The sequence below is a fragment of the Microbulbifer variabilis genome, from assembly GCF_052467165.1.
The window spans coordinates 2,781,229-2,799,672 of the sequence record NZ_CP174301.1; the positions used below are offsets into that span (position 1 = coordinate 2,781,229).

An 18,444-nucleotide genomic window follows, 5' to 3' on the forward strand; every position below is an offset into this window, starting at 1 on the left:
GTGATTGCATTTCAATTGGATGAGTGAATTAACCGAATCGGGGCAGCAGCTCCCGGTTAATAATGTCTTGTACATTACCGCTATGATCTGGAGCTTTACCGCGAAGGAAGTCTCCATAACCTGAGCGGTAAGCTGTAATGGGACGTCTCCCTATTGAGGGTACCCACAGGGCATGGTTGGTGGTGGCAAACTCCAGTGAAGTACTGGCGAGAATACAAAGTGGCCCACGGCTTAAAGCAGCCGCATCAAAAATCCAGAATTCCTTGCCATTGGAAGCTGAGGTGGTGGGATTTTTCCTGACCACAGCAGCAATCAGGTAACCGTCATTCTGTGCCGTGGAGCCGGGTCTGGCCATAAATTGAGGCGTGCGCATCACACAGTCATCCGGGAACTGATAAGCATCAGCAATACGCATTTGCTTACAATCCATATGAACCAGTGCTGAAGGCCGACTTTCCTCTGGCATATTCCAGTAACCAAAGTGGCGCTCTGGATAGTTCCGGTAGGCCCAGGACACACGCATAGAAACCAGATTGGGACGATAGCCAACTGCCGCCCAATACAGGTGTTCAAAAGTCTCGGGGAACTGGAAGTGGCCTCTGTAAGCAGGGTCATTCATATCCCACAGAAGACGCTCATCACGTATAACCTGATAGTCTTCTTTAATTTCCCTCGCAGAACCGGAAGTCACCTGAATACGAGCACGGACAAGCCCACCAACATCTACCGGTGCGGCAGGATAACCAGATAGCCAAGAGGGTACCAAACCACCCTCCTGCAAAATCTCGTAGCGGAACAGTTGCTCTGACTTATCCATAGCCCCCATGTACTGGCCATAGAGGGTAATTTCACCAGCGCTATCATCGTAGTTACAAACAATATCGGAAGTATCGAAACCTAATTCCAAGTAGTCGGCAACTATATCCTCACGGCCAGTTATCATATCCGCTTTGCGCAACACCCAGCAGCGCGTGCGATGCTCTTGCGGCAGTACAATTCGTGTGCCAAGTATTCGTGTGGACTCAACCCTTGCGGCTGTCTCAAAAATCACGACGTGATTGCGTGTTACCCCCAGGGAGTGTGAGCTGGCAGCAATATAGGCATTATTCCCTTGGCGATCACGAATATTCCAGCTTTTGAAAGCTCCCTGCTGATCCCAGGAAATCAGCCGGATAAACCCAGAGCGACCTGAGTCACCCATACTGCCACCATAATTAATAGTGATGCACTCTCCGGTTTCCAAGTCGAAGAAAGGGTGCCCTGTCGTGCGAATCTGGGGAAACAGCCACTTTTTAGGTGTGAGATTCTCAAGTAGTGGAGGCAGGCTGGATTCCCACTCATCCACTTCACCAATAGGCGTGATCATCTCCAGAGTGGTTGCGTCAAACTCGTACGGCATACCGCCCTCATAACTCATCGCAAAGCGATTATCCCCCATATAATTGGGAGCCGTATTGCAATAATTCATGAAGCCCAGATTTGGACTGGAATAAATAGTTCCACCCAAGAGGTTAAATTTGTCAAAGCCACTAAGATCCTGCTCTTGCATAATGGCAGAAGCAGTTCGAATCATTTTTCGGGTATAAGCAACATTGGAGTTGTTACTTCGGCCGCTAAAATCCAGTCGTGTAAGCGCTCCTTTTCCGTTTGGTGTCAGGTGATTAGGAGCGATGGGGATTCCCTCAGCCATCAATAAATGACCCGTAACATCATCTGGCAAATTCCCCTGGATTACCGATAAATGTCCAGATGAATCCTCCAGGCTGCCATACATAATGGATTCTGGAAAATCGGTATCAGTTATCTTGCTACGTGCCTGAGCTGTCATTGAGGACATACCAGCAAGTGGTAATGCAGAGATAGCCCCTGCAGCTTTCAAAAGATCGCGACGTTTCATTACTTTCCCTGAATAAACGGCCGACTGCCTTTCTGACCCAATGTTTAATGGACTATTTGAACCAGTTAACGAAAAAATTAGATCTCAGACAGCGAGAGATAATTTTATATTTCTTATTACTCAATCAAGAAATATTTACAAAAATATTATTCTGCCAAACACAATAGCGAAGCAGTTAAATATATTAAACTGGAAAAATCAAGACTGGAACTGTGACAGAAACCACCAAAAGAGAAAGTTAAAAATTAATTAAAAATGAACTATACAGTCATGCAAATGAATATTGAAAACAACTCCATTAAAGAGATCGGTCCTCAATAGATATCCAATAAAATACCATTTATCTAAAGATTTTAAAGAGCAACCATTGCTTATAACATCATAACTTTCGTAAATTTGAAGAAAAGCAACTCACCCGCAAGACTTACACAAACAAGCTATTAAAGGAATTATCCGCCACCCAAAAAGAAATAAATTTGAAGCACCAGGAAGCTCAAACAGGAATCTCGACGTTGATTTCTGTGTCATTACAAAAATAGCATGATCCTTGAATAGAGCCCCTGATGGTTTTAAAACCTTATCAAGCCTTCATTTCTACAAAGCAACTTCAAACAAAGATACAACCATCAAGAGAAATTTTATTCACCACAAACTTTGTGAGTAATAGATGTGCCGAGAATCTAAAAAGAGGCTTGGAAAAAGTGGAAATTTATGTGTTAATTTTTATTGACAGAAATTTCAGGCAATGTACCTGATACCCTATTTGCCGATTAGCTTATTGCTAACTCGAAAGCTCAACGGCCCGCTATACCTCTATCATAGACATTAGCTCCATCTGCACTATTCAGCTTCACTCAGCCATTCATCCAGGAAAAATATATTTTAGAACGACAACAAAAACGACTCGCCGTCTAAAAGTTATGCTGGCAGTTTCCTTCCTTTATACCACTTACAATTTACAGGTAGTTATATATAAATTTTGCGGTAACTATTCCACGGATCGCAAAGCTGACAACAGATAGAAATTCATTTTCAGTTGATTGGGCAAGGCAGCATGAATCAAGTAGAAAGCCTGACTCTAGCTATAGCCTGAAATTTTACTCTATTGACCTCTTCTTTTTTGAATACTATAGCTCCAAAACCATATTTCAGGCTCCCCCAAAGAAAACTACCAATGCGAACCTCTACGTCAAAAAGTCAAATTACAACGGCAAGATCTTCAATATAGCAATAGAGGACCTCACTTTGTAGGCCAACACTTAATAGCAATAAACAGAAAGAAGATAAACAGATGATTATCCAGCACAGGCCCTGAGTTTTTCTTACTTCACAAATTTAGTTTCAGTCTTTCCCCGATGGAATTATCGACGAACCCTTCTCTTCGGTAAAAATCTATCGTCCTCTGCCAGTGCTCTTTCTCTGGTGTACTTACCTCCAGTCGCGGCCACTCCTGCTCCCTGGCAAAGCTCACAACCCTGTTGAGCAAAGCCTTGCCGATCAATCTAGAGCGGTATTCAGGTTCAACATAAAGCTCTTCAATCACACCATAGTGCCCACCAGCATAAATAGCTGCAGACTGTGACACAGTAATTACCCCAACCTCAATACCTTCAACCAGATATAGGAAAACATGGAAGCCACTACCTTCAGACAGGAGGCTCTTGGAAACAGCCGTTAACTGCTCTAAGTCAATCTCCCGCTTATGACCTACAAGAGCCTGCAACAGCTTAGCCACCAGGCTGGCAACCTTAACACTATGTTCCGCAGAGGCTTTTATAATCCCATCGAGCATCAGTCGTATTCCTTTGCCTTCTTACTATTCCTCCCCATAAACATGACTCTAGTCACATTTTTTGGGTGTATTAAAAATGTGATCACATTTTTAAATTATCAGCAGATTGGAAAAGAAGCAAGTCCCTTCGCTTAACGCAATCAAGGCGAGACTAACACCATTCTAGTTACCTAAGGGATATGAAGCGCGCGGTAAACAGGAGATAAGAAAAGAGGTTGGCAGATATAAAATTAAGGCTCCCCTGGCAAGGGAAGCCTTTTAAAGTCATAGCCTGATGCTAGTCCCAGCGATTGAAAATAACATGCATTCCATGGTTGTCATCACTTACAAAGACAAAGAAACCGCCGTTGGTATGCCTTGAAGCACACACTTTGGTGCCTTTGGAAGTCTCTGAACACTCCATCTTATAGGCTTCAACACCCACAGTGTCGTACATACACTGGCCAGGCTGAGCTGCTATGTTTTGAACCAAATCGCGAGTTGTTCGGGCTAAGACATAGCGGTAATCACCAAAGTAACGGTAATTATATGCATCCAGATAATAGGCTTGTGAATCACCTCCAGATTCTAAAAGCTCTGAATAACACAGCTCTGGCTTTGCTATCCATAGCATATCCATATCCTTGGAAGCATAGATTTGCGGCCAATTTTGCTCGTCATGTTTGGAGAGCACTACATTAGTGGAGTCTACATAATCTTTCGATATCACATAGTCTCCTGTGTCACTCTCTATACGACACACCGGTGCGCCGCCAACAAAGTTGTCACACTGGATTTCCTCAAGGGCAACCGGAGTAGTTGATCCCAGGCAGCCAGGAGCATAAGTCTCAGCCCACTCCCTCACGGCAGTAATCGCATACTCTCTTTTATCTTCTATTTCATAATAGAAATCAGAAAAAAACCGGTATACCTCACGATCGTTAGTATTACTTTGAGTTGCAACCTTTGCGCATTGGCTAAAATTTGGAAGCTCAAAGGTGGCACTTGCCTGGGTAGGAATTACGGTAGCAACAGCCAGAATTGCTGCACAAAATGTAGCGACGGTTTTCATTCAAAATCCTCCATGAAATCGCTGTATCTTAAGTCGGCGCGGATTCTAGCAAAGAGACATACGCAAATGAAACATTTTTGTAATGTGATGACAGTGGCGATTGCTTACAGTAGGCAAGTATTATTCCGGGCAAAAGATCTTCCACTCCAATAATGTTGATATTCACAGTCGAATAAGCAACAGCATCACCACCTTCCAGCTATGGCTATAATACTTTCCAGATTCTTGAAGCAACTCTCAATCTCTTACACCTCAATAAGCCAATGAACCCGAACACCTAAGTGCCTGCGCGATCTCTTTCTCTATATAAACAAAGCCGAAATACTTATCCCGATCGGCAATCCAAAACCCGCTAAATCCTTGATCGTAATCAAGTCAATCTTATGTGGTTACCACTTGCATACCAAGCTCGGCTTAAAGCTCATCAATTGCTTAGAGTTATCTATACTTCATCAGATTAAATATAAGGATAACGATCATGGCTTTTACATTTGATCCGGAATTCGTTCAGGCGACTGCAAAATACCAAGATCTGATAGACTCAATTGAGCCGATTCCTCCAGGAGATGTCATTACAAGGCGGGAAATCGGTGAAGGGGTTTTAAGAATGGTATTTAATACCTATCCAATGCCCAATGACGTGTTAAAAGATGATTTTCTAGTCAAGGCCTCAAATGAATCAAGCCTCCTGCTACGCTGGTATCACAAAAGAGATTCCACTCCAGGCCCTGCAATCCTCTATATCCATGGGGGCGGCTTAATTTACAATGATGTGGAAATATACGATAAAGCCGTTGCCAAGTATGTTTCTGATAGTGGAGTGCCATTCCTCTCCGTCGACTACCGCAAAGCACCCGAGCACCCCTACCCCACACCTATTGAAGACTGTTACACCGCACTCAGCTGGTTGGTTAAGCACGCTGAATCAATGGGGGTCGATTCCACTAGAATCGCGGTGATGGGAGATAGTGCGGGTGGTGGGTTGGCAGCAGCACTAGCCATTATGAGTAGAGATCGCGGTGGACCTGCCATCTCGAAACAAATCCTTATCTACCCCATGCTAGATGATCGAACCACAACATCCAACCCCAGTCTGGCTCCCTTTGTGCTTTGGACCTTTGACGACAACCTTACTGCCTGGCAAGCCTACCTTGGCAAAGACATTGGTTCCAACAAAGTGAGTCCTTATGCTGCAGCTGCACGCTTAAAGGATGCCACCAACTTACCGCCAGCCTATATCGATGTTGGAGAGCTGGATATTTTTCGAGATGAAGATATTCAGTATGCTGGACTTCTAGGTAATGCAGGGGTCAGCACAGAATTACATGTTCACCCTGGTGTAATTCATTCATGGGAAATTTTTGCCCCTGAAATCTCTGTATCAATACGCGCTCACAAAGACCGAATACGAGCGATTCAATCGATATAAAGACTAGCCATATCCCCTGATTGGCTGGACCTTCCGATCAGGGGGGGGGCAATTAGCATTTTGCTCAACGAGTACATCCATTTCCTACCAACTATCTACATCTATCGCAGGTAAAGCGATCACAATTCACGCCACCCAGAATGTAGCTGTAAACGGCAGTATAATTTTAAGCAAGCCCATATTACTTCCTTTGCGCTCTTAACTTGATTCAGACTAGGTAAAAATCCAGCCTTTCAATTTTTACATTTTTGAGAATCGAAACAATACAACCTGACTAAAAACAACAGTATAACCACGAGGACTCAAAATTATATTTATAGGATAAAACGGAGAGCTAACCAGATAAAAGATACCCACGCGATCAAAATAGCCTTTGGACCAGGGTAATTCTTAGTTGAAACCTAAAACAATAATTGTTTATCCATTCGGACCAACAACATAAATAAATACCATCTCAAGTGGCCTAGACCGAACAACATGACACCCTAAAGTACCAGTTTTTTTGGCCAACTTAAGAATCATCTATAGAAACTGCGGAGGCAAAGCAATGGTCCCTTAAATTCAATATGTGCTTTTAATAAAAATTAGTATCAGTCGTTCAAACACCACAATTTCATCATTATCTTAAAAAATAATTTTCATAAAGAATTTCACTATAAAGGTATTTCCCGACAGCGATACATAAGGGCTCACTTGCAAATATGACTCTACCGCTACCATCTCAATCATAGATCCAATTTACAGTGCCAAACGACCACTCCCCCAGAAAAAATATTTAGACGATAACTGTATGGGAATATATAAAACTCAAACTATATCGAATAGATATTTAAAGAAAAATAGCAGCTCAACTATGATGTAAGACAAAATTGACACTCAAGTACTTCTTTCCATTTACATCTCTGAGAGGGACATCAAGGTGAAATTCAAACATTCAACATTAATCGATACTTGTAAGACATCATCTATTTTAGCTGCTGTATTTGCCATATCGCCATTTGTCTTTGCTGTGGAATGTGGCTACGTTATAAATTCCACTACTGTGCTATCTGAGCCGCTTACTTGTGAATTGACACAAGATTCGCCCTACGCACTAACTGTTTTTGGCCCAAATGGAAACTTACAAATGGTTGGAGATGGAGAAATTATATGTGACACAGCCAGCCAGCATGGTATTGCAGGCATTCTGGTTAATGGATTTTCGGGGCTTGTCTCCGGGGGGACAATTACTAACTGCCCTGACGGCTTAAATCTGGAGGGTGATGGATTTCACATAATAGAAGGTATCAAAATATTAAGCTCCCCTAGGGAAGGCATCGTTATTGATAGCGACAGCAATACCATTGTAAGAAATCATATTATTGATACTGGCAATGACGACGGAATTGATATAAGAGGCGACAAAAACAAAATACTGCAAAATTATATAGAGTCAGCTGGTGACCAGGGAATAACGATTAATGGAGAATTCACCCTAGTCAATCTCAACCACATTGTGGGAGCCATTGATGGTGCCAGTGGAATCCAAGTCAATGCAGACCATACAACAGTATCTCAAAATTTTGTTACCAACAACTACAGCAATGGAATTGAAATAACCGATGGTGCATCAAACAATATTGTTAGTCAAAATTTCGTCACCAAGAATGGAACTAGCGGTTTCTCAGATCGTGCTGGAATAAATATATCTGGATTCAATAGCACCAACAATCAAATATCTGGAAACACCTCACTAGATAATAATGCCTTTGATTTACAGGATCTTTCCGACACAAACTGTACAGGCATTAATCTATGGACAGGCAATATTTTTAAAACATCAAATCCAGATTGCCTAGATTAACAATGCTAAGCAATATCAAAGCTATTGAAGTGTTTAGTCTTGCGCCCTCAGAGTTTTAAATGAGTGCCAAACTTACATATAGACAAGACCTACAAATGTAGGCAGACTAAACTTATAAAAATCACCTAAATACTAAGATATTAGATGGGAACATGAAGCAAGGTAGAATTACAATTTTCGATAGTCATCTACATATTATCGCACCAGGATTCCCTCTTTATTCAAACCAGGGATTCACCCCTGAGCCATTCACTACTGCTGATTACCTAAGCAAGCTCGATAATTATGAACTGGCTGGTGGTGCAGTTGTTTCTGGATCATTCCAGAAACAGGATCAAACCTACCTTTTGGATGCCCTGGCACGATTGGGAAAAAACTACGTTGGAGTAACTCAATTATTATCAAGTACAGACAATAATACTATTCTTCGCTTAAATAAGGCCGGTATTCGTGCGGTACGCTTTAACCTAAGGCGTGGAGGTTCAGAGGATATTTCCAAAATTACACCCTTTGCCCAAAGAATTTATGAGGTTGCTGGGTGGCATGTCGAGCTATATATAGATTCACAGCAATTAGATGCACTCATTCAAACCTTGCTGGCCTTGCCCAAGGTTTCAATCGATCATTTAGGGCTACGAAAAGCAGGTTTCAAATCAGTATTACAGCTTGCTGAGCAAGGAGTAAGAGTAAAAGCGACAGGGTTTGGACGCCTGGATTTTCAACCGGCCTCGGCTATTGCTGATTTATATAAAGCAAACCCAGAATGCCTGATGTTCGGATCTGACCTCCCCTCCACCAGAGCTCCAAGACCCTTCAAGTATGGAGACATTACATTAATTCAGGATACATTGGGAGAAGCTGCATCCAGCAAAGTACTTTGGAAGAATGCCAAAGCATTCTATCTGGGGCAAGAGTAGCTAAGTAAAGCCCTGCAAGTATTAGTTTTGCCCACCCAATAATTTAAAACTATGTGACGTTGTGGACTGCAACCTTTCTTCAATTCGTAACGACCATACCTTACTTCCTCGCCCAAGGAAAAATTAAACAACAAATAGAAATTTTCCCTAGTTGCAGCATCCAAAAGACCAACAACATAAACTTCTAAAAACCATTTATCAGAAATGGCCTTCAAAGAACCTCTAAACTCTAACATTCTAAAAAATACAAAGCAGGGTTAACCCCCTAAATATTTACCTTCCTTCCCACACCTAGATATCAAGATTTTTAGACATCAGAGAGGAAAACTGCTAAAGAAGAACAAATGTGGCTTTCGTGACAAAATACAAAATTATAAATATTAATTCTTGAGCGTGTTTCTTCTCCTTCTACCCACAAATCAAGTACGATTGTTCGACTCCTTATTGCCTGCTGCATTTATGCATGCAATATTAGGGTGGATTTTTTACCTTATGAACTCTAGCAAGGAGAATTTTTATCCAAAAAGCCACATGATAGGTTTATGTGATCTTTCTCTACCCTATCTATCGACTAAATTTTCACACTATTAAGAACAAATAAAAAATTTACGGTTAGAAATGCAATTTTATGAAAATTAAAGCCCTGTATGGAAAAGCTCTTTTACTCATACTTATTTCCCTTTGTTTTACCTCCACAGTTAATGCTCAGTCTGGTTTTGAGGCTGTAGTGCCAGGGCCGGTTCATCTGGGTGTAAATGTCAATACTGAAGATGTTCCGTTTTGGAAAACATTGAATTATGACCATCAAGATGACTGGGATGGACGTGTACTCCATTACCCTGCCGATTGGCGAATTGCGAAAGGCAGCGATGGTCGTTGGATCACTTTTCCCCATGAGTGGGATCACCGCGAGGGTTCGGATGGCCGAATTGTTGCCTATCCCCGCGGTTTTTACACACAAGAAGGAGATGATGGAAGGATAATTTCCTATCCTTATAGTAAATGGAGCTACTTTGAAGGAAGAGATGGTCGCGGCGTGGCAATTCCAAGGGATTGGGATGTAGATGAACACGGTAACAGACTGTGGGGAAAAAATGTCAGAGCAGGCAGTGATTACCGCAAGGTTGTAGTACCCCCCGGCTGGGAATCCGATCAAGGACGCGATTCAAGATTGATAGCTTATCCTGCAGGCTGGCTAACAGACTCCGGTTTTGATGAAAGGCTGATAGCCATTCCATCTCTCTCACCATGGAAGACCACCTGGGGGAGGGATGGGAGAATGATTACCTACCACGAAGGTTTAACATCCAGAGTAGTCGAAGGGAATGATAACCGAAAAGTGGCAATCCCCCATGATTGGTACTATTTTTCGGGGTCCGATGGAAGAATCAAGCCAAGACCCAAAAGTCTGAAAAAAGCACCTTTAACTTTTGATAATCCAGCACAAATTGCACTGATTAAGAAGCTGAAGGAAGATGCCGAATTATCAGATGAGGAGTACCATGATTATCTGCTTTACACATATCTCAATAGTGACTAGATTTTACTAACAATAAATCATCGTGAAGGCCACCCTTACAGCGGGTGGCCGCATGCCACTCACCAAGGGGTAATTAATAGTTTTGGCAGGATTCAAACTATCACGTTATTTTACTTCAATACACGTCGATTATTAGCGACTTTCAATTAGACACAGCCGAAAGAAAAGTAAATTAATAGTTGGCTTTGGAAGGAATTCTACTATTGCTAAAGGATGCCTTCCTCCTCTATCTCCACTTCTATAGTTTTACCACTCACAAACAGAATACAAACTATCAATCCCGCAAGAGCCAAGTAAGCATTGACTGTAAATGCACGGTCTATACCTGTTGGTAAATCCGGTGCCATAACTACAATAGTGGTATTCATTCCCAGTCCGAGAGCACCACCAGCAATTTGGAACATATAGAGAATCGCCCCGGCCAGGCTTGACCTGGATGGATCAACAACAGTAATTGCAGCTGTGGTAATGGTCGAATAAAAGAGCCCTATACCGGCTCCCAGTATCATTAGTCCGGGAATCATACCGGTATATTGGGTGTCTTCATGTAGGTGCGATAACATAAACATTCCGGCACACATACACACCGTACCGGCAGAAACGATGATCTTGGCCCCTAACCGCTCATACAAACTTCCAGAAACGTAAGATACCAGGCCAAATACAATCATCATCGGCAATAATCCCATACCTGACGCCATTGCCGAGTAGCCGCGAACCTTGGTTAAAAATTGCGGTACATACAAAAGTGCAGCAAAGAAGACCACTGAAAGCAGTAGAGTAGCAATACCAGCAGCAAAGAATTTGCTGTTACTCGCCACATCCTGAGGAATCAGTGCATCCTTACCAGCGTTGCGCTCAATGATCACAAACAAGCCCATAAACAATAAAAATATCGAAAACAGCGCTACTATTAACGGGCTCTTAAAACCAAAATCCACAGCGAGATCCAGGGCAACCAGCAGTCCAAATAGGGAAACTGTAAGAGCAGTTACTCCGGCATAATCTATACGCTCACGCACCTCTTCAGGACTGTCATCAGCTACAACCCGCCAACAGACAAAGCACGCCAAGATTGCTATAGGTACATTAATAAAGAAGATCCAACGCCAACTCAGTAAATCTGTCAGTGTCCCCCCCAGCATGGGGCCAATCGCATTTGATGCTCCACACACCGCCATGATCAAGCCACCAGCAAGACCTGAGCGATCCTCGGGCATCAAACCATAAATCATTCCCAGTATCGCCGGCCACATCATTGCTCCGCCGATACCCATTAATGCTCGCGAAATCAATAGCATCCAAACATCTACAGCCAGTCCGCCCAGAAGGGAGAAAAATACAAAAATAGCGGTACCTATAAAGAATATTCGTCGGCGCCCAAACATGTCTGCCAAACGACCACCGGAAATAATTAGAACACCAAAAACCAGGGTATAACCATTGATTACCCACTGGACCGTAGTGATATCAGAATTAAACTCTTTTTCCATGGCGGGTATTGCCACAGAGAAAGCGGTGAAATCATTCGCAATTAGAAATACAGCCAGGCTTAACGCTGTCAGGCCCAAGAATTGGGTCTTTGTGAGAGGCGTTCTTTCTTCCGCCATATTAATTACCAAAGTATCAACTTGATAGGAAAGTTATCTCGAAAGTGTGGCTCAAGGAGATGATTCCCGCATCCATATTACTTATCTAATCCTGGTTGCAATTGAATCTATGTCCTTCCTTGAAATTGAAACATTGAGTTACATGCTGCTGAGGATTTTTATAAGGTGTTTTTATCAACCGCAATTTGTATAGATAAGCCGAAAATATAACGAATACTGTTAAGTACCCAACATATTTATGAGGGTACAATGTCTGCCATAGCAGCGGTGCTGGTAATCACGCCCAGCTTGTAGGCATCGGACACCAACGGCACCAAAATACGATTGGAATCCACCTAAGAGGTGATAAATGGGCTCCACCGTTTCTGCGGAGCCTCAATTGCGGGACCAAGTAGAGAAGCCTCTGAGGAGAGGGTAATAACTGGCAAAGATAAGGGACTAGAGGTTACTTTAACCATGCCCCTCTTGAAAGAACTCCTGAACCGGCTGGTATTCGGGGTTTGCACCACAGGAAGCCCGCACCACCAGCTCAGTGGGCAAAACTTCTGGCTCAGCACTTTGCCCCCCTACAAGCCGCATAACCTTCTCAACCATCAACTCGCCAGCGCGGTGAATATTCTGGCGCACTGTAGTGAGAGGTGGGGTATAGAAAGGCGCGATGGGAATATCATCAAAGCCCACCACCGCTACATCTTCTGGCACCTTATGGCCCAATGCCTGCAAGCCCTTGATTGCACCCATGGCGATGCTGTCACTGGCTGCGAACACCCCATCGAAAGTCAGCCCCTCCCGACCAATCAAATCGATAATTGTCTGGTAACCACTCTCGCTAGAGAAAGACACCGGAATCTGTCGTTCAGTTTTACCCAGCCCAGTATCAGTCAATGCCGTGCGGTACCCCTCGTAGCGACCATTGATTTCCGGGTGAGCGGTGTCGCCCAAGAAGATCACTTTTCTGCGCCCCAGGCTAAGCAGGTGCTTAGTTGCCTGGTGCCCCCCCATCTGGTTGTCACTGCTTACAATGCAGTATTCCGAGCCCGGCTTGGTGGTGCCCCCCCAAACCACTAGGGGATCTCCCAGTTTCTGTAACTCCCGCAGCGGGTTGTCATCCACGCCCTGGCCAATCACTATGACCCCATCGGCACGACGAGAACCCATCAGGTAGGAGTGCCAATCGTCATTGCTGGCAATACTATTAGAGAACAGCAAATCGTACTTGTACTGTGCCAATTTATCGGCAATGGCACCAATCATGTCCAGCATAAAGGGATCGGAAAACGTCTGGCCACCCGCGCAACCGGTATTGATCACCACTGAAATGGTATGGCTACGCTTCAAACGCAGGTTGCGCGCGCTCTCATTAATCTTGTAATTCATGCTCCGCGCAATCTGCTGAATACGCTCACGGGTCTTTTCGTTGATCAGCGGATTATTGTTCAGAGCGCGGGAAACCGTGGATTCTGAGACTCCCGCCAACCGTGCAATATCTGACATGGATACGGGAGAGGAGGAATCCTTCGGCATGACGTACTTCACCTTGTTCACGGGAAATACGCCATCTTAGGGGTGTGGTAAATATTTGTAAAACAGGGACAAATTTCGATCAGGTCACCGGGCTGGCCGGTAGCGCCTGCTCACCAGGTACCTGCCGCTCCACTGCACGACGGAAGAAGAATAAGCTAATAAGAATCACTGAAATAGGAACCAGCGACAGATAGAAAGCCACCTGGCCATCGAATACCTCAAAAACGGTTCCTGTTATTAGTGAGCCCGTTGTCCCCCCCAATGCAGAGAAAATCACCAGTAACCCGGTCATTGCGGAGTGTTGGTGTGTAGGCAGTGAGCTCAGCATCACTGAGTTGATCGCCGGATATACGGGGGCCATAAACAGGCCTATCAATGGGAGGACAAATGCGGCTATCGGCGCATTGAGCCAGCTGATATCTGGATCTGGCTGGACATTACTCGACAATGGCAAGGTTAATACTACCAACAGCGCCATTGCCAACAGGCAGACATTGAGAACCGGGTACCAGTGCAGACGCCGCATGATAGCCCCCGCACCGAGCCGCCCTATCGCCAAGCCTGCTGCGAAAATACTGGCCGCCTGGACACTCATAGCAGCCGGCAGCTTAAGAATCTCATTGTTAAATGTAGGCAGCCAACTGCCGATTCCCTGCTCAATCAGCACATAGATAAACACAGAAATCACATAGATATATACCAGCGGTTTGGCCATTAGCTTGATCATTGCCAGGAACTCCTGACGAGGGCTGGCCCCCTCAATACGAGTCCCCGATTCATTCATTTCAGTAGTCCACAGCAGGACGAAGGCGATAGCACAAATAGCTGCCAATACCCAGTAGACGCTTAACCAGGTAGTTGAGCCAGGGTTGGCGGAATCAATGAACGCACTAAAAAGCCAATAGCCCCCCAACACACCCACCATAAAAACCCCCTCGAGGGTATTTAGCAGGCTCGCATGTTCTTTGCGATCTCTCGCAAGCAAACCAACGGTTGAATAAACAGCGACTTTGACCAAAGCGAAGGCGACACCAACAGACAGAAACAGCAGTTTGGCTGTCCAGAACCCCGGCAGTATCGGCATAGAGGTACAAGCCACAGCAACAATCGCCAGACCTATCAACATCGCTTTCTTGAATCCCAAGCGTGGCAACTGTGAAGCCACCAGGAATGAAACCACACCGATAGGGATATCCTTAAAACCCTCCAATACACTGGCGGCAGATTTACTCACACCATAAGTATTGATTACCTGCATGATTACTGTGCCCACGCTGTTTAGCAGAATGGCAAACACAAAATAAATGGCGAATAGGGAAAGCAGTATGCGCTGATTATTCATAACAAATTCTTCATCGGTCTATGGCTCAGGCGCTAAGCCGTACCAGCCTGTTATTGTACATTTTTTGATCTAATTTTGTGAGGCTAATGAAACCTGTGTGATCATCGCCTGAGGCCTCAGTATTGCTTAAAGTACTCACTTAATGCAAACGATTGCATTTAATGTGAAATATTAAGTGGATACCTTTCTTCCAATCCAGTCACAAAACCAATCAGATCATCACTCTAATAAACTATTTTATTTATAAATATCAATCACTTATGGATATATCTGTTTATGAGATCCAGTCGATATTCATGGTTATAACCTTTACATGTTCACAATTGCAATCGATTGCAAAACAATATCAATTGGAGATAGACTGAAACCTGCCTGCCCAAGAAAAGCAACCGCTTGGGGGGGAACCTAAATAACTGATTCTGTGATGTGGTATGAAGCAAGAACAACAAGTCAAACACGAGATTCATCCCTGGAGCCTGGTAGAAAATAGCTTCCAACCCGAGGATTATTGCCTCAACGCCACCCTCTTCTCTCTCGGTAACGGCTATATCGGTCTGCGTGGCGCATTTGAAGAGGGCTATGAACCGGAACCATTCACCGATGGTTGCTACCTCAACGGTGTCTATGCCAGTGAACCGATCAGCTACGGCGAATCCGCTTACGGCTATGCTCGCAACAACCAGCGCATGCTGACAGTTCCGGATGGCAAATCGATTCACATTTGGATTGACGGTGAGCGCTTCAGCTTGGCAGAAGGCGAGCTGATCAATTATGAGCGCCACCTGGATATCTCCACCGCCATATCCAAACGAACGCTGACCTGGCGTTCACCTCACGGCAAGACCATTGAGCTTACCGCCCAGCGGCTGGTCTCCCTGAGTGAAAAACACCTGCTTATCGTCAGCCTGGAAATAACTCCCCTCGATTTTGATGGCGAAATACGCTTGCAATCTCGCTTGGACGGAGACTTGGCCCAGGCGGATCGCAGTGATGATCCCCGCATAGCCTCACCTATAGATAGTGGAGATATTGAGTGGCTTGAAAGTACTGCCGATGGCGACTATCTCGCTTTGCCATTATTCGTTAAAAGCAGCGGCTTCTCTATCTGTAGTGGGGCACTACACCACTGTGAAAGTAATAATGATTTCACCTCCAGCAATCTCCGCAGTGAAGATTGCGTCTCGGTGGATTACCGCTTTAGCGCGCACCGGAATACCCCAATTCGCCTCACAAAATATGTTGCCTACTTTGCCGAGCAGAACAAAGCACCTTTAACCGCCTCACAGGTACAAAACTACCTTCAACGTTGTGCGAGTAATAGTTTTACAGAACATGCTCAAGCTCAACACTTGGAAATGAAGAATTTTTGGCGGGAATCGGATATCCAGGTCAGCGGCAACGATGCCTTGCAACAGGGGATTCGCTTTAACCTGTTTCACTTATTCCAATCACTGGGTAGGGATGGGCGCACTAATATTGCTGCGAAAGGCCTATCCGGTGACGGCTACGACGGCCACTATTTCTGGGATACAGAAATCTATGTGTTGCCATTTTTCCTTTATACCCAGCCACAATTGGCAAAAGGACTTTTGGAATACCGGCACTCAATTCTGGAGTCTGCACGTTCCCGCGCGCGGCAGATGGCCATTCAAAAAGGTGCCCTCTTCCCATGGCGAACAATTGGTGGCGAAGAGTGTTCAGCCTACTATCCCGCCGGTACCGCCCAATACCATATCAATGCAGATATCGCCTATGCGGTACGTAACTACTGCCGGGTAACTGGCGATACTGATTTCCTACGAGATAAAGGTGCGGAAGTAGTCATTGAAGGCGCGCGGATGTGGATGGAGATCGGCCACTTCAATCCGCGTCGTAACAACCAATTCTGCATCAATGAAGTCACCGGACCAGACGAATACACCGCGTTAGTAGATAACAATTTCTACACCAACCTGATGGCTCGTGCGCATCTGGAATATGCGGAAGAGGTCTTCCAATGGCTACAATCTTTCGACCCGGAAGCCTGCCAAACTTTGGTTAAAAAAATCCAGCTGGAGTCGGAAGAACCTGCAAACTGGGCCCGCGCAGCCGAGGCCATGTACCTTCCCTTTGACAAATCTGAAGGTATCCATCCCCAGGACGATGGCTTCCTGAACAAGCCGGTATGGAATTTTGCCGAGACACCTGAAGAAAAGTACCCCTTATTGCTGAACTATCACCCGCTGGTTATCTATCGGCATCAAGTTTGTAAGCAGGCAGATGTTGTGCTTGGGCTTTTATTACAAAGTTCCGAATTTTCAGTAGAGCAAAAGCGCCGCGATTTCGATTTTTACGAGCCTCTCACCACCCACGACTCCACCCTGTCTGCATGTATACACAGCATTATTGCCAGCGAAGTCGGTTATCCGGAAAAAGCTCTCAGCTATTTTCAGCAGGTAGCGCGTATGGACCTGGATAACCATCACAATAATACCCAGCATGGTATTCATACCGCATGCATGGGCGGTACCTGGATGTGCATGGTGCAAGGTTTTGCTGGAATGCGCCTGCACGGCAACGAACTGAACTTTAATCCCTACGTGCCCGAGGGGATGGACGGCTATCGTTTCCGCCTTCAATTCCGCGGTCGTACGCTTGCCCTGGAAATCGATCGCCTTCAAGCCAACTATACCCTGGTAAGCGGAGAGGCAATCACCCTGTATCACGGCGAAGAGGTAGTAATGCTGAGCACAGCCGGACAAAAGCAAACTTTCCAAATGGCAGCGATGGAGGAGGTATCTTGATGATCTATCGTGCGGCAATTTTTGACCTGGATGGCGTAATAGCAGATACAGCCCGATTACATTTGCAAGCCTGGCGTCAACTCGCTGAGGCCCTGCAACGCCCCTGGGCTGACGACACAGAGGAAAAACTAAAGGGACTTGAAAGAATGGCCTCTCTGGAAGTCATTCTCGGGAGGGAGAGCGGTAATTTCAGTGAGGAAGCAAAGCTCGCCCTGGCCTCCCGTAAAAATAGTCGCTATCAGGAATTGATTCGCAGCCTCTCGCCAGAAGATCTTCTGCCAGGTGCAGGTAAACTCCTGGCTTGGCTATACGAGAGAAAAATTCCCATCGCTCTGGCCTCCGCAAGTAAAAATGCTCCGGCCGTTTTGCAAGCTTTGGGAATATCAGATTTCTTCTCATACATTGCAGACCCGGAGCAATCAGCCCCCAAACCGTCTCCGGAAATTTTTCTCGCAGCCGCACAAGGCCTGCAGGTTGAAGCTGAATTCTGCATTGCCTTTGAAGATGCCGCAGCCGGTGTTACGGCTATCAAGGCCGCACAGGGAATGACTGCTGTCGGTGTAGGAAGTGAGAGTACGCTTGGAAGTGCCGACTATATTGTCGGCAGCCTAGAGATGTTCGATCCAAAAGACTTCTTTCTCTCGGCAATTAGAGCAGCTGCTGTTAGTTAACCAAGGTCCCTAGATATCGCTATACAAGCTGAGTAGCAGGTTTGG

General features: G+C 45.0%; 12 protein-coding genes. 6 read left to right on the forward strand and 6 right to left on the reverse strand.

From position 1 onward, the window contains the following. Positions 1-28: 28 nt before the first annotated feature. From ACJJIP_RS12305 to ACJJIP_RS12315, 3 genes are all read right to left on the reverse strand, one after another. Positions 29-1,897 carry a carotenoid oxygenase family protein gene (locus tag ACJJIP_RS12305; RefSeq protein ID WP_444945242.1) on the reverse strand — a complete coding sequence of 623 codons (1,869 nt, stop codon included), beginning with the start codon at positions 1,895-1,897 and terminating at the stop codon, positions 29-31. Between the two features lie 1,327 nt (positions 1,898-3,224). Continuing rightward, on the reverse strand, positions 3,225-3,689 hold the full coding sequence (locus ACJJIP_RS12310; protein WP_020414983.1) for a GNAT family N-acetyltransferase: 465 nt from the start codon (positions 3,687-3,689) through the stop codon (positions 3,225-3,227). A gap of 277 nt (positions 3,690-3,966) precedes the next feature. Then, positions 3,967-4,740, reverse strand: coding sequence for a hypothetical protein (locus ACJJIP_RS12315; RefSeq protein WP_282950946.1), 774 nt, complete (start codon positions 4,738-4,740; stop codon positions 3,967-3,969). A 478-nt stretch (positions 4,741-5,218) separates the two neighbouring features. On the opposite strand from ACJJIP_RS12315, the gene ACJJIP_RS12320 reads away from it, so the two are divergent. The 4 genes from ACJJIP_RS12320 to ACJJIP_RS12335 all read left to right on the forward strand — a co-directional run bounded on the left by ACJJIP_RS12320 (position 5,219) and on the right by ACJJIP_RS12335 (position 10,469). Further along, a complete protein-coding gene (locus tag ACJJIP_RS12320) occupies positions 5,219-6,169 on the forward strand; it encodes an alpha/beta hydrolase (RefSeq protein WP_020414981.1) in 951 nt (316 codons plus the stop codon). A gap of 919 nt (positions 6,170-7,088) precedes the next feature. Then, on the forward strand, positions 7,089-8,012 hold the full coding sequence (locus tag ACJJIP_RS12325) for a right-handed parallel beta-helix repeat-containing protein (protein WP_444945243.1): 924 nt from the start codon (positions 7,089-7,091) through the stop codon (positions 8,010-8,012). 152 nt (positions 8,013-8,164) lie between these two features. Then, positions 8,165-8,929 (forward strand): amidohydrolase family protein, encoded by a 765-nt coding sequence (locus ACJJIP_RS12330; protein ID WP_020414979.1) that lies wholly within the window; start codon positions 8,165-8,167, stop codon positions 8,927-8,929. Between the two features lie 628 nt (positions 8,930-9,557). Next, positions 9,558-10,469 carry a hypothetical protein gene (locus ACJJIP_RS12335; protein ID WP_444945244.1) on the forward strand — a complete coding sequence of 304 codons (912 nt, stop codon included), beginning with the start codon at positions 9,558-9,560 and terminating at the stop codon, positions 10,467-10,469. A gap of 206 nt (positions 10,470-10,675) precedes the next feature. Here ACJJIP_RS12335 and ACJJIP_RS12340 read toward each other — a convergent pair whose 3' ends face one another. The 3 genes from ACJJIP_RS12340 to ACJJIP_RS12350 all read right to left on the reverse strand — a co-directional run bounded on the left by ACJJIP_RS12340 (position 10,676) and on the right by ACJJIP_RS12350 (position 14,945). Further along, complete coding sequence (locus tag ACJJIP_RS12340; RefSeq protein ID WP_444945245.1) at positions 10,676-12,079, reverse strand: MFS transporter; 1,404 nt, start codon at positions 12,077-12,079, stop codon at positions 10,676-10,678. A gap of 450 nt (positions 12,080-12,529) precedes the next feature. Next, on the reverse strand, positions 12,530-13,603 hold the full coding sequence (locus ACJJIP_RS12345; protein ID WP_020414975.1) for a LacI family DNA-binding transcriptional regulator: 1,074 nt from the start codon (positions 13,601-13,603) through the stop codon (positions 12,530-12,532). Between the two features lie 79 nt (positions 13,604-13,682). Then, positions 13,683-14,945: an MFS transporter gene (locus ACJJIP_RS12350; RefSeq protein ID WP_282950954.1), complete on the reverse strand. Its 1,263-nt coding sequence runs from the start codon at positions 14,943-14,945 to the stop codon at positions 13,683-13,685. 431 nt (positions 14,946-15,376) lie between these two features. Between ACJJIP_RS12350 and ACJJIP_RS12355 the strand changes: the two genes are divergently transcribed. Both ACJJIP_RS12355 and pgmB read left to right on the forward strand, forming a co-directional pair. Continuing rightward, positions 15,377-17,728 (forward strand): glycoside hydrolase family 65 protein, encoded by a 2,352-nt coding sequence (locus ACJJIP_RS12355; RefSeq protein WP_444945246.1) that lies wholly within the window; start codon positions 15,377-15,379, stop codon positions 17,726-17,728. Then, complete coding sequence (gene pgmB / locus ACJJIP_RS12360) at positions 17,728-18,399, forward strand: beta-phosphoglucomutase (RefSeq protein ID WP_282953599.1); 672 nt, start codon at positions 17,728-17,730, stop codon at positions 18,397-18,399. Before ACJJIP_RS12355 ends, pgmB begins: the two co-directional genes overlap by 1 nt. The last annotated feature ends 45 nt before the right edge of the window (positions 18,400-18,444 follow it).

What these genes read in the sequence shown, in the direction of transcription:
- ACJJIP_RS12310 (WP_020414983.1), bottom strand. Translation starts at nt 3,689, where the DNA reads ATGCTCGATGGGATTATAAAAGCCTCTGCGGAACATAGTGTTAAGGTT.
- ACJJIP_RS12355 (WP_444945246.1), top strand. Translation starts at nt 15,377, where the DNA reads ATGAAGCAAGAACAACAAGTCAAACACGAGATTCATCCCTGGAGCCTG.
- ACJJIP_RS12330 (WP_020414979.1), top strand. Translation starts at nt 8,165, where the DNA reads ATGAAGCAAGGTAGAATTACAATTTTCGATAGTCATCTACATATTATC.
- pgmB (WP_282953599.1), top strand. Translation starts at nt 17,728, where the DNA reads ATGATCTATCGTGCGGCAATTTTTGACCTGGATGGCGTAATAGCAGAT.
- ACJJIP_RS12350 (WP_282950954.1), bottom strand. Translation starts at nt 14,945, where the DNA reads ATGAATAATCAGCGCATACTGCTTTCCCTATTCGCCATTTATTTTGTG.
- ACJJIP_RS12345 (WP_020414975.1), bottom strand. Translation starts at nt 13,603, where the DNA reads ATGCCGAAGGATTCCTCCTCTCCCGTATCCATGTCAGATATTGCACGG.
- ACJJIP_RS12335 (WP_444945244.1), top strand. Translation starts at nt 9,558, where the DNA reads ATGAAAATTAAAGCCCTGTATGGAAAAGCTCTTTTACTCATACTTATT.
- ACJJIP_RS12315 (WP_282950946.1), bottom strand. Translation starts at nt 4,740, where the DNA reads ATGAAAACCGTCGCTACATTTTGTGCAGCAATTCTGGCTGTTGCTACC.
- ACJJIP_RS12305 (WP_444945242.1), bottom strand. Translation starts at nt 1,897, where the DNA reads ATGAAACGTCGCGATCTTTTGAAAGCTGCAGGGGCTATCTCTGCATTA.
- ACJJIP_RS12320 (WP_020414981.1), top strand. Translation starts at nt 5,219, where the DNA reads ATGGCTTTTACATTTGATCCGGAATTCGTTCAGGCGACTGCAAAATAC.
- ACJJIP_RS12340 (WP_444945245.1), bottom strand. Translation starts at nt 12,079, where the DNA reads ATGGCGGAAGAAAGAACGCCTCTCACAAAGACCCAATTCTTGGGCCTG.